The 11,322-nt window shown below is 74.2% G+C and carries 14 protein-coding genes; 6 read left to right on the top strand and 8 right to left on the bottom strand.

Translation table 11 applies throughout. From position 1 onward, the window contains the following. Positions 1–174: 174 nt before the first annotated feature. Positions 175–864 (bottom strand): M23 family metallopeptidase, encoded by a 690-nt coding sequence (locus OERS_RS12925; RefSeq protein ID WP_068626069.1) that lies wholly within the window; start codon positions 862–864, stop codon positions 175–177. Between the two features lie 109 nt (positions 865–973). Here OERS_RS12925 and OERS_RS12920 point away from each other — a divergent pair, with 109 nt between their 5' ends. Next, a complete protein-coding gene (locus OERS_RS12920) occupies positions 974–2,173 on the top strand; it encodes an MFS transporter (protein ID WP_248948552.1) in 1,200 nt (399 codons plus the stop codon). A gap of 75 nt (positions 2,174–2,248) precedes the next feature. Here OERS_RS12920 and OERS_RS12915 read toward each other — a convergent pair whose 3' ends face one another. Continuing rightward, on the bottom strand, positions 2,249–3,091 hold the full coding sequence (locus tag OERS_RS12915) for an alpha/beta fold hydrolase (protein WP_068626075.1): 843 nt from the start codon (positions 3,089–3,091) through the stop codon (positions 2,249–2,251). A 97-nt stretch (positions 3,092–3,188) separates the two neighbouring features. On the opposite strand from OERS_RS12915, the gene OERS_RS12910 reads away from it, so the two are divergent. Beyond that, on the top strand, positions 3,189–3,782 hold the full coding sequence (locus tag OERS_RS12910) for a TetR/AcrR family transcriptional regulator (RefSeq protein WP_068626074.1): 594 nt from the start codon (positions 3,189–3,191) through the stop codon (positions 3,780–3,782). Positions 3,783–3,788: 6 nt separating this feature from the next. Here the strand turns inward: OERS_RS12910 and OERS_RS12905 are convergent, their stop codons facing one another. Together OERS_RS12905 and OERS_RS12900 are read right to left on the bottom strand one after the other, a co-directional pair. Next, positions 3,789–4,226: a DoxX family protein gene (locus tag OERS_RS12905; protein ID WP_056765132.1), complete on the bottom strand. Its 438-nt coding sequence runs from the start codon at positions 4,224–4,226 to the stop codon at positions 3,789–3,791. 118 nt (positions 4,227–4,344) lie between these two features. Then, entirely contained in the window at positions 4,345–5,232 is an 888-nt protein-coding gene (locus OERS_RS12900) for an alpha/beta fold hydrolase (RefSeq protein ID WP_056765135.1), read from the bottom strand. Between the two features lie 232 nt (positions 5,233–5,464). On the opposite strand from OERS_RS12900, the gene OERS_RS12895 reads away from it, so the two are divergent. Continuing rightward, on the top strand, positions 5,465–6,490 hold the full coding sequence (locus OERS_RS12895; RefSeq protein WP_248948550.1) for an alpha/beta hydrolase: 1,026 nt from the start codon (positions 5,465–5,467) through the stop codon (positions 6,488–6,490). Positions 6,491–6,518: 28 nt separating this feature from the next. Here OERS_RS12895 and OERS_RS12890 read toward each other — a convergent pair whose 3' ends face one another. Continuing rightward, positions 6,519–6,926, bottom strand: coding sequence for a type II toxin-antitoxin system VapC family toxin (locus OERS_RS12890; protein ID WP_068626068.1), 408 nt, complete (start codon positions 6,924–6,926; stop codon positions 6,519–6,521). A 114-nt stretch (positions 6,927–7,040) separates the two neighbouring features. On the opposite strand from OERS_RS12890, the gene OERS_RS12885 reads away from it, so the two are divergent. Next, positions 7,041–7,484: an SMI1/KNR4 family protein gene (locus tag OERS_RS12885; protein ID WP_083201431.1), complete on the top strand. Its 444-nt coding sequence runs from the start codon at positions 7,041–7,043 to the stop codon at positions 7,482–7,484. After that, complete coding sequence (locus OERS_RS12880) at positions 7,481–7,885, top strand: hypothetical protein (RefSeq protein WP_068626067.1); 405 nt, start codon at positions 7,481–7,483, stop codon at positions 7,883–7,885. Before OERS_RS12885 ends, OERS_RS12880 begins: the two co-directional genes overlap by 4 nt. 58 nt (positions 7,886–7,943) lie before the next feature. On the opposite strand, the gene OERS_RS12875 is transcribed toward OERS_RS12880, so the two are convergent. Then, the gene (locus tag OERS_RS12875) at positions 7,944–8,726 is read right to left on the bottom strand and encodes an SMI1/KNR4 family protein (RefSeq protein WP_068626066.1); all 783 of its coding nucleotides are present in this window, start codon (positions 8,724–8,726) and stop codon (positions 7,944–7,946) included. A gap of 103 nt (positions 8,727–8,829) precedes the next feature. Here OERS_RS12875 and OERS_RS12870 point away from each other — a divergent pair, with 103 nt between their 5' ends. Further along, positions 8,830–9,123 (top strand): DUF1905 domain-containing protein, encoded by a 294-nt coding sequence (locus OERS_RS12870; protein WP_056654153.1) that lies wholly within the window; start codon positions 8,830–8,832, stop codon positions 9,121–9,123. On the opposite strand, the gene OERS_RS12865 is transcribed toward OERS_RS12870, so the two are convergent. Further along, positions 9,113–10,879, bottom strand: coding sequence for a SulP family inorganic anion transporter (locus tag OERS_RS12865; protein ID WP_083201430.1), 1,767 nt, complete (start codon positions 10,877–10,879; stop codon positions 9,113–9,115). The two genes, OERS_RS12870 and OERS_RS12865, sit on opposite strands and share 11 nt — an antisense overlap. Next, positions 10,876–11,262 carry an ArsR/SmtB family transcription factor gene (locus tag OERS_RS12860; protein WP_068626065.1) on the bottom strand — a complete coding sequence of 129 codons (387 nt, stop codon included), beginning with the start codon at positions 11,260–11,262 and terminating at the stop codon, positions 10,876–10,878. The genes OERS_RS12865 and OERS_RS12860 overlap by 4 nt, the downstream gene beginning before the upstream one ends. Positions 11,263–11,322 lie beyond the last annotated feature (60 nt).

Raw genomic sequence — 11,322 nt, 5'->3', positions numbered from 1 at the left:
GGTGGGAGGGGGGTGCGGCTCATCGGACGTCCTCGTCTCTGGCGGCGTCGTCCGCACGGTCGTGCGGACCCGGCCCATGGTGAGGAGCACGGGGCGTCGGTGGCCAGGGGGTGAAGCGTTTAGCCCCGCTGCGCGCATGCCCCGGGAGAGCCGGCGCCGGGCGGCCCGTGCCCGTCAGGCCTCGGCGACGGGCAGGGGTTCGACGACGGAGCGTTCGCCGGGCAGTCCTGTCGCCCGGTCGAGGGGCTCGCCCCGGCCGCGGAGCCACTCGCGGAAGTCCCGGAACGCGACCGGGACCCCCTGGGCGACCGTGAGGTCCAGGCTGTCGGCGACCTGCACGTGGACGTGCGGCTGGGTCGAGTTCCCGGAGTTGCCGCACTCGGCGAGCGGTTGCCCGGTCCTCACCTGCTCGCCGACCCGTACCCGCAGCGAGCCGCGCCGCAGGTGCACGAGCGACACGTACGCCCGGGCACCGGGGAGCGCGATCGTCACGTGGTTCCCCGCCACGGCGTGCACGCCCTCGCGCAGCCTCCCCGCGGCCCCGAGCGCGTAGGGCACGAGGGCCGGCTGGGAGCGACGGGCCGCGTGGTCGTGCTCGCCGTCGTGCACCTGGACCACGACACCGCCCGCAGGCGCGAGGATCGGGCGCCCGAACGCGACGAAGCGCTCGGGCGGCTCGGTCGCGAGGAGCGTGCGCCAGTCGCGCACCGCGGCCGTGCGGTGCCGCTCGTCGACGCCCACGAAGTCGATCGCGTACCGCTCGCCCAGGATGTCGACCCCGTGGCTCGGGACGCGCCGGGCGGGGCTGTTCTGCACGAGCCAGCGGTCGCGGAAGGGCAGGTCGAGCGTCACGGTCTCGACCATCCGTGCCTCCCGTCCCCTCGGGTCCTCCTCCTCACCCTAGGTGCGGCCCCGCGTGCCCGTCCCTGCGGCGCGTCGCGAGGAGGGCGACGCGCCGTGCCAAGATGCCTGGGTGACCGATCCTGCGGCGAACGCCTCCCCGGGCTGGCGTCCGGGGACCGTGCGGGACGCCGCCGGGGGGATCCTCGCGCTCATGCTCGCGACCTTCCTCGCCGTGACGACCGAGCTGCTCCCGGTGGGCCTGCTGCCGCTCATGAGCGACGAGCTGGACGTCACGGAGTCGACCGCGGGGCTGCTCGTGACGGTCTACGCCTTCATGGTCGCCGCGCTCGCGGTGCCGCTGACGCTCGCGACCGTGCGCCTCCCGCGCAAGGGCCTGCTGCTCGGGACGCTCGTCGCGTACACCGTGAGCAACGCCCTGGTCGCGGTGGCGCCGACGTTCGCCGTCGTCGCGGCCGGGCGGGCCGTGGGCGGGATCGCGCACGCACTGTTCTTCTCGGTGAGCATCGGGTACGGCGCGCGGCTCGTGCAGCCGCTGTTCACGGGCCGCGCGCTCGCGCTCGTGACCGCCGGGGCGTCGGCGGGCTTCGTCTTCGGCGTGCCGCTCTCGACCTCGTTGGGTGCAGCCGTGGGCTGGCGGACCGCGTTCGCGGTGCTCGCCGGGGTCTGCGCGCTCACCACGGTGCTGGTCGCGCTGCTCCTGCCGGCCGTCGCGGGCGGAGGGGGCGCGCGGCGAGACGATCACGGGCAGGCTGCCCGACGTTCGCGCCTGGCCGTGGTCTCGACCGCGAACGCGCTCGTCTACCTGGGCCAGTTCTCGGTGTACACCTACGTGTCGGTCCTGCTCCTGGCTGCCGGGCTCTCGGTCGCGGGTGTGGGACCGGTGCTGCTCGGGCTCGGGGCGCTGGGCCTGGTCGGGACCTGGTACGCGGGGGTCTCGCTCGACCGCCGGCCGCGCCGGACGGTCCTCGTGGTCCTGGTGACGCTGACGCTGGGCCTGTGCGCGCTGGGCCTGGCGTTCCCCGCCCTCGCCCCCGTGCTCGTGGCCGCGGCCGTGTGGGGCGCGGGGTTCGGCGGCGTGGCGTCGATCTTCCAGACGGCTTCGATCCGTACGCGCGGGGCGTCGCCCGACGTCGTGGGGGCGCTCGTGAACTCGACCGCGAACATCGGGATCGGCGGGGGAGCGGCCCTGGGCGGTGCCGTGCTCGCGGGGTACGGGGTCGGCTGGCTGCCCTTCGTGGGGGCGGCCCTGGTGCTCGTGGGGCTCGTCGTCGTGGTGGTAGCGCGCAAGGCGTTCCCTTCGACCGTGTAGCCCCGCGGTCGCCCACCCCGCACGCCGACGCGGCGCACCGGACCACGGGGCCCGGTGCGCCGCGCGGGGCGTGCGCTACTTCTGGACGAACGCGAGCAGTGCCCGGTTGACGTCCTCGGCGTGGGTCCACAGGAGCCCGTGCGGTGCACCGTCGACCTCGACGTAGTCGGCCTCGGGGAAGGCCGCGTGGAACGGACGGCCCGTCGAGTCGATCGGCAGGATGCGGTCGGCCGTGCCGTGCAGGATGAGCGCGGGCTTGCCGCTCGCCCGGACGGCCGCGACGTCGGCGCGGAAGTCCTCGATCCAGGTGGGCACGACGGCGTAGGCGGCGACGGGGGCCGAGCCGGTCGCGGTGTTCCAGCTCGCCGTGACGACCTCCTGGGAGATGCGCTCGCCGAGGTTCTCGTCGAGGTTGTAGAAGTCGTTGTAGAACTGCGTGAACCAGGCGAAGCGGTCGGCGCGGGCCGTCTCGGCGATCCCGTCGAACACCTCCTGCGGGACGCCCGTGGGGTTGTCGTCGCGCTGGACGAGGAAGGGCTCGAGCGAGGCGAGGAACGCGAGCTTGGCGACGCGGTCGTGGCCGTGGTTCGTGACGTAGCGGGCGAGCTCGCCCGTGCCCATGGAGAAACCGACGAGGATCACGTCGCGCAGGTCGAGGGTCTCGAGGACGGCGTCGAGATCGGCCGCGAACGTGTCGTAGTCGTACCCGGTCCCGACCTTGCTGGACCGGCCGAACCCGCGGCGGTCATAGGTGACGACGCGGTACCCGGCGTCGAGCAGGACGCGGGACTGACGCTCCCAGCTGTTCCCGTCGAGCGGGTAGCCGTGGACGAGGACGACGGCCTGCCCCGCCCCGTGGTCCTCGTAGTAGAGCTCGACGGGTGTGCTGTTCTCGGTGCCGGAGGTGATCGTGCCCATGATGCGTCCCTTCACGATGGAGCGTGAGAACGATCGTTCTCGCCGCTGGTCCTGACTCTAGAGAACGATCGTTCTCGGTGCAAGTAGGATGATGGACATGACTGCAGAGGAAGCACGGGAGAAGATCGTCGACGCAGCCGACCGCCTCTACTACGCCAAGGGCTACGCGGCCGTCGGCATGGACGAGCTGCGCCGCGAGTCGGGCGTGTCCCTGCGGCGCCTGTACGCCACGTTCCCCTCGAAGGACGACATCGTCCTGGCCGTGCTCGCACGCAAGCACGAGCAGTGGGAGCGGGGGATCACCGAGCGCGTCGAGGGCGAGCCGGACCCGCGCGCCCGGCTCCTCGCGATCTACTACTACCTGGCCGACTGGTTCTGCGCCGACGACTTCCGCGGCTGTGCCTTCATCAACGCGTTCGGCGAGCTCGGGACCACTCACCCCGCGGTCGCCGATGCGGTCCGGACGCACAAGGCCTCGTTCGAGGGGTTCGTCGCACGACTGGTCGACGACGCCGGTGCCTCTCCGGCGCTCGCAGGTCAGCTCGTCATCCTGGCCGAGGGGGCGCAGACGACCGCCGCGATCTCGGGGGACCCTGCCGTGGCGGCGCGCGCCCGCGCCGCGGCGGAGACGCTCGTCGACGCCGCGCTGGGCATGCCCGCGGTGTCGGGGGACGCTGCGTCGCACCGGTAGGTCTCCTCAGTCCCGCGACGTGCGCAGAGCCTTGAACGCGCCCGTCGACCAGAGCGCCCACGCGACGAGCACGGGCTGGAAGAACAGGCGGCCGAACCGCTTGGCGTCGGTGTCGAGCCCGAACCCGTCCTTGTGCTCGAGCCACTGCCCGATGTTCCCGGGGAAGATCACGACGAAGAACGCCGCCGCGACGAGCCCCACCGCGACCCGTCGGCGCGAGAGCACGACGAGCGACGACCCGAGCGCGATCTCGACGGCCCCCGACGCGAGGACCGTCACGTCCTCGTTCACGGGGAACCAGTCGGGGACCTGGGCCTGGAACTCCTCGCGCGAGAACGTCAGGTGCCCGATCCCGGCGAAGACCAGGCTCAGCCCGAGCGCGATGCGCCCGATGCGTCGAGCCAGGGTGTCGGGCGGCGGGTCGGCGGTCAGCAGGTTCGTCATGCGGCCATGGTCCTCGTGGTCGCCGCTGCTGGCATCCGGGGACGCAGAGTGCCCGACGACGGCACGCACCCGGGCGGCCGGCTCACCTCGCGGGAGCCCGCTGCCCTCCGCGAGGTGCTCAGCGCGGCCCGTCGCCGTCGAGCACGGTCCGCAGCGCCGCGGCGAAGCCCGCGGGGTCGCCCGGCATCCCGTACTCGTCACCCAGGAAGCCGCCGTGCCCGCTCGGGAACGCGACCGCCTCGGAGCCGAGGCTCTTGGCGATGGCCCGCGCCGCGCGCGCAGCCATCTGCTGGCCGGACTCGTCGCCCGCCGCGAGGACCACGCGGGTCGAGGCCGAGGTGAGCGCGTCGTAGGCGGGCTCGTAGTGGGTGCAGGAGATGAGGTTCTGACCCAGCAGCGGGTCGTCGCGCGACCCGTCGTCCCCGGCGGGGAAGCCGAACGCGGCCGGGTCCGGCGCGGGGAGCTCGGCGACGTCGTCGGGGAACGGCCCCTCCCAGCTCGTCAGGGTGATGAACCGCGCCATGCCGGCCCCGAACCCCTTGGTCCGGTAGGTCTCCGAGACGGCCTGGACCGCCGCGAGCGCGGCGTCGCGGTCGGGCAGCGCGGGGCCCGACGGCGGCTCGTGGGCCACGAGGGTCCGCACCTGCTCGGGGTGCTCGGCCACGAGGGCGAGCGCGTTGATGGCACCGCCGCTGCTCGCCATGATGTCGACGGGCCCGACGCCCAGGGCGTCGATCACGCGGTGGAGGTCGTCGGCGTGGTCCTCGGGGCGGACGGGCGACCCGGGGTCGGGCCGGACGCTGCGCGAGACCCCGCGAGGGTCGTAGGTGACGACCGGTCGGTCGGTGAAGTGCGAGGCGAGAGTGCCGAACCCGTCGGCGCCCATGGGCGAGCCGATGAGCAGCAGCGCGGGCACCTCGGGGGTGGCGGCGCTCAGGTCGCCGCGGACGTCGTAGGTCACGGTCGCACCCGGTGCCTCGAGCGTGCGGGTCTCGATGTCGGTCATGGCGGAGCCTCTCGGTCGGTCGAGCGGCCCGGTCTGCTCGCGGCCCGTCTCGTGGTGTCGTCGGGGTAGACCCTGGGCGTCCCCGAAACTCATCGCGCGCGCCCGGACCAGTGTGTCCAGAGGAGGCGCCGTCCCGCGCGCGCACCGTACGCTGCCGACCTCGTCGCCGAGCCTCCTGCTAGCGTGACGGACGCCCAGCCCCTGTGGCGTCGTCGAGAAGTACGGAGCACCGGTGAACACGTCGGCATCGGGTACCGAGGCAGATCTGCCCGTCCCGCCCAGGGAATCTCCTGCCGCGACCCTTGGGCGGTTGCTGCTCGTCGTCCTGGGGGTCGCGCTGGTCGCAGCGCCCGTCTGGGTCGTCGCGACGACCGGCGACACCGTGCGCCACCAGCACTGGGCGCTCGCTGCGGTCCTCGGAGCGAGCGTGGTCGCGGGCCTGCTCGTCCTCGCGGTGGCCCTCCTGGGTGCCCGCCGACGTGATCGTGGTCCTTCGCCACGGCGACCGCGGGCTCGCGGTGTCCTGCGTGGGGTCGCCGTGGGTATCGGGATCGCCCTCCTGGTCGTCCTGGCGGCGGCCGTCGTGTGGCTCCGGCCCTTCCCCGCGACGGCGCCCGCGCTCGCAGCTCTCGAGAGCGACGGCTCGGTCGAGGTCCGCGACGAGGCGGGCTGGATCGCGTTCGTCCCGCGGGACGGTGCGGCGACGACCGGCCTGGTCTACTCGCCCGGCGCCCGGGTGGACGTGCGTGCGACCGCCGCCGTGCTGCGCCCGCTCGCCGAGGCCGGGTACCTGGTCGTGGCGCTCAAGGAACCGCTGGGCATCGCCTTCACGTCACCGAACCAGTCGGCATCGGCGATGGCTGCGTTCGACGAGGTCGACACCTGGGCGGTGGGTGGTCACTCGCTGGGCGGCGTCGTCGCGTCGTCGTTCGCCGCCGCGCACGACGACGAGGTCACCGGCCTGCTCCTGCACGCCTCGTACCCGTCGGGCGACATGAGCACGGCCGACGTCGAGGTGACCTCGGTGTGGGGATCGCGCGACGGCCTGACGACGCCCGACAAGATCGAGGCGTCCCGCGCCGACCTGCCCGCCACCACCGAGTTCGTCGAGGTCCCAGGGGGCGTCCACGCCTTCTTCGCCGACTACGGCGAGCAACCGGGAGACGGTCAGCCGGCCACGAGCCGCGCCGACGCGCAGGCGCAGATCGTCGAGGCGAGCATCGGCGCGCTCGACCGCCTGGGGGTACCGAGCCCCTGAGGCTCGTCCACCGACCGACGGCCGCCGCTCACGCCCCCACGTCGAGCAGCGCCTCGTACGGCGCCGTCTCGACCACGCCCACGACGGCACGAACCAGGTCGGCATCCGTGGTCACGAGCGCGATGCCGCGGAGCCGGGCGAGGGCCACGTACTCGGCGTCGTACGTCGAGGCCAGGCCCAGCTCGTCGGCGACCTTCCACGACGTGCGGCGCAGCACGGCGTCCCCGAACAACCTGACCGGGAGGCGGCCGACGCGCGCCAGGTGCTCGCGCCCGACCTCGGCCGGGAGGTCGCCGCGGTGCACGGCCTCGTGCAGCGCTGACAGGGTCTGCGACCGCAGGAGGGTCGGGGCGAGCAGTTCGTGAGCCTCCGGGACCTGAGCGTCCTCCGCGACGAGTCGCAGGGCGGTGCCGGCGTCGACGACGAACCTGGTCATGGTGCACCTCGCGGGTCAGGGGCGGGACGTGTCGCACCCATCGTCACGCTCACCGGTGACGCACGCACCCGCGTGCGTGGCCGCGTGTCCCACCCCGCGGCTACGGTGGCCGGCATGGCACTCCCACCCGACCTCCTGGCCCGGCTCGACGCGGCCGTCGCCCTCTACGGTGCGGGCGAGCCGGCGACGCGCGGCCAGCTCGAGGAGGCCGTGCGCGGCCTCGGGGTAGCTCTCGACCCGGGCTACGTCGAGCTCGTCGAGCGGCACGGCGGCTGCTTCGTGGGTGTCCCCGTCCACGGGCTGCGCAACGCTCCACTGCTCGAGGACACCGACGTCGCGACCCTGACGCGCACCTTCCGCACGGACGGCTGGGACGTCGCGGAGGAGGGCCTCGTGATCGGGTTCGACGGGTCGGGAAACCCGCTCGTCGTCACGAACGACGGACCGGTCGTGACGTCCGACCACGACACGGGGGAGCGGTACGTCCTCGCGGAGACCTTCGCGGACCTGCTCGACCAGAACGTTCCCGACCTCGCACCGCCGGAGGGCGAGAGATGATCCTCACGCAGCGCAACGTGCTGGGCGGCCCCGAGCGAGACCTCGCCGCGGCGATCGTCCTGCGCCGGGCGCTCCAGGCGGAGTGTGCTGCGGTCGAGGTCCCCGGGCTCGACGAGCTCGACGTGATGCTCGCGCTCGGCGGCTCGATCACCCCCTCGGCAGGCCAGGCGGGGGTGCGCAACGTGCGTTTCTCGCGGTCCCAGCGACGGATCACGGCGACCGTCACCGTCCCTGCGGCCGAGCTCGACGCGGCCAGCCCGGAGATCGACGCGCTGCTGCCCTACCTCGCCGAGCTGGCCGCGACCGTGGCCTCACGGTGCGTGCCCGCCGAGCCGGACGCGGTGCGCGCGGCGCTCGCGGGCGCGTTCGAGCGAGCGGTGGGGGCCGCGACGAGTCGCTAGGGCAGCGACCGGTCGTCTCTCAGGCCCGACGGCGACCGACCTGTCCCGCGCGGCGCCTTCAGGCGGCGGGGTCGCCCCCGAGGAGGCCGAGTAGGTCGGTCGTGACGAGCTCGCCCTCGGCCTCGATGCGCGACCCGCCCTCGCCGGGGCGTGAGCCCGCGAACGCCGCGAGGTCGAGGCGGTGGACGCTCGTGCGGTCGCGGCCGTGACGCCGCATGAACAGACCCGCCCCCTCACCGTCCTCACCGACCAGGACCCAGTGCGGGGCGAGGTCGGCGACGTCGTGGGCCTCGTCGACCTCGGCGAAGCGGTGCGGGCCGTGGACCGTGATCCCGTCGGGGCGCAGCACGCCCGGCGTCGAGCGCCAGAGCTCGGCGATCACGGGGTTCGGTCCGTCACCCAGGCCGCGCAGGAGTGCGACCTGCACCGACACGAACCCCGCGAACGTCTCGGCGACGACCTCCTCGGACCCGTCGATGCCGTCGACGCGCACGACCGGGTGCTCACCGCTGGCGCTGGTCCGGTCGAGCGCGAAGGAGAAGGTCTCCGCGCCGTCGGGCTCGCTCGCGAAGCACAACCTGTCCGCTGCGAGACGCCACCCGGCCGTGAGGGCGTCGTCCGCCTCCGTGACGTGCTCCGGGTCCGCGAGCGACGCGACCTCCACGTGACCGACGCGACTCGTGCGGGCCTCCGTGAGCCACCAGCGGTACGACGCCGGGAGCCGTCCGACCCGGGCCTCGGCCGCCCGGACCCAGCTCTCGAAGGCCCCGTCCCCCGGCCACCGCCGGATCTCCGGTGTCGACTCGACGAGGTCGCGCAGCATGGCGAGGTCGGGCGTCATGGAGGCAGAGTCTGCCAGCCTTCGTGCCTGCGGGCGCGCGTCGACACGTGCCTGCCCGGGCGTCGGTGCGGCGGGCTCCACGCGCAGGGGTGATGCTGGGCAGATGGAGATCGAGGCCGTCGGCGAGGTGTGGCACTGGCGTGGACCCGCGCCCTTCCACTTCGTGTCCGTGCCCGACGCGGAGAGCGCCCGTATCCGCGAGGTCGCGTCGCTCGTGACCTACGGCTGGGGCATGATCCCCGTCTCGGCCCGGATCGGGGCGACGACGTGGACCACGTCGCTGTTCGCCAAGGACGGGCTCTACGTCGTCCCGCTCAAGGACCGGATCCGCGCGGCCGAGGACGTCGAGCTGGGCGACACCGTCACGGTCGTGCTGACGCTCGACGTCAACCGCTGAGGGCGTCCCCGGGCGCCGCGACCGCGGCAGGGTCCGGGGGCCGGGTCACGGCCCCGACCCCCGCCTGTGCCCGCGCGACGTGCGAGCGCGCGTGCTCGATCGCGGGTGGGAGGTCGGCGAACAGGTGCTTCTCGTGGCGCAGCTCGTCGAGGACGCCGACGCGCGTGAGCACGGGCAGGTGGGCGGGCTGGATGCCCTTGACCAGGACCGTGACGCCCGAGCGTTCGAGGTCCGCGACGAGCTCACCGAGCGCGTGGGCACCCGTCGCGTCGACCAGGCGCAGGTGCGAGAGCCGCAGGACGACGACCAGGGCGTCCTGGTCGTCACGGATCTGCGCGTGGATGCGGTCTGCGGCGCCGAAGAACATGGCGCCGTCGAGCCGGTAGAGCGCGATGTGCTCGTCGCCAGGCTGCGCGGACCCCGGGAGGGGCTCGCGATGGACCGCGGCAGCCTGCGCGACCGAGCGCAGCGCGAAGAACGCCGCGACGAGCAGCCCGATCTGCACGGCCTCGATGAGGTCGACCGCGACGGTCACGACCGCGGTCACGACGAGCACCACGGCGTCCGCGCGCGTCGAGGTCAGCACGGCCCGGAGGGTCGAGACCGAGACCATGCGCACCGCGGTGACCATGAGGACCCCGGACAGTGCGGCGAGCGGGATGGCGGAGACGGGACCGGTCGCGAGGTAGATGACGCCCAGGATCACGACCGAGTGCACGACGGCCGCGAGCCGCGTGCGCGCACCGGCGCGCACGTTGACCGCGGTGCGGGCGATGGCACCGGTCGCGGGCATGCCGCCGAACGCGCCGCTCGCGATCGACGCGAGCCCCTGGCCCACGAGCTCCCGGTCGGGGTCGTAGCGGTGGGTCGCGTCGTCGGGCACGGCTGCGCTCCCGGACGTGCCACGCCCGCTCCGCTCGGGGGACGGCATGGCCGCGGCGACGCGGGCCGAGAGGAGGGACTCGATCGCGGCGAGCGCCGCGACCGCGACCGCGGGGCCGATCAGCGACCGCAGCATCCCGGCGTCGAGGTGCGGCACGGACGGCAGGGGCAGGGAGTCGGGCAGCGCTCCGATGCGCGCGACGGGGGCGCCGACGAGCTGGGCGACCACGGTGGCGAGCACGACCGCGACGAGCGAGGCGGGCAGTGCCGGCGCGACGCGGGACAGGACCAGCATCACGACGGCCACGAGGGCGACGGTGCCGAGGGTCCACAGGACGGTCGGGCCGTCCCCGGACGCGGCCACGGCGGAGTCGATGGCCACGCGCAGCGGGTTGCCGCCCACCGCGCCCGTGACACCCAGGGCTGCGGGCACCTGCTGGAGGAAGATGATCGCGGCGATCCCGGCCGTGAACCCCTCGACCACGGGCCACGGGATGAAGGTCACGACGCGGCCGAGCCGCGTCACCCCGGCCAGGAGCACGACGACGCCCGCGAGGATCGCGACGAGCGGTACCGCCGCGGGGCCGTGCTGGGCGACGATCGGGGCCAGGACCACGGCCATCGCGCCCGTCGGCCCGCTGACCTGGACGCGCGAGCCGCCGAGCACCGCGGCCACGATGCCCGCGACCACGGCCGTCACGAGGCCCGGGCCGGGCCCTACCCCCGCGCTCACGCCGAACGCGAGGGCGAGCGGCAGGGCCACCACGCCGACCGTGATGCCCGCCAGCAGGTCGGCGCGCAGCGTCCGCGGTCGGAGGTCGACGTCGGCGCGGGACGGCAGCAGGTCGCGCACCGAGCGGCCCGCCCGGCTCACTGCCCGGTCCGTTCGCTCTCCCCCTGGAGCGGAGGCAGCTCGTCCGCGGCGGCGAGCTGTCGGCCGGACGCGTCGAGGGTCTCGCGCAGGAAGGCGCGCGCCACGACGAGCAGCTCGGCGACGAGCGGGCGGCTCAGCCGGTAGACGACGGTGTTGCCCGTGCGCGAGGACGTCACGACGCCGGCGCGCTTGAGGACCGCCAGGTGCTGGGACAGGACCGAGGCCTCGACGCCGGTCGCGGCGAGCAGGTCGGCCACGGGGGCCTCGTGGTCGGGCGCGGCGCTGAGCACCTCGAGGGCCTGGATGCGGGTGGGGTGCGCGAGCGAGCGGAAGAGCTCGGCCTTGATCGCGTAGAGCGGCGCCGTGGTGGCGGTGGTGGGCACAGGACCTCCTGGGGACTTGGTGAGTTTAGCAACTCCTCAAGTCAGGGAGTGCCTCGGTTC

Origin of the sequence: Oerskovia enterophila (assembly GCF_001692445.1) — a bacterium.
GTDB classification, from domain to species: domain Bacteria; phylum Actinomycetota; class Actinomycetes; order Actinomycetales; family Cellulomonadaceae; genus Oerskovia; species Oerskovia enterophila.
The sequence above is the reverse complement of the archived record's forward strand: the minus strand, read 5'-3'. Positions and strand labels throughout refer to the sequence as shown.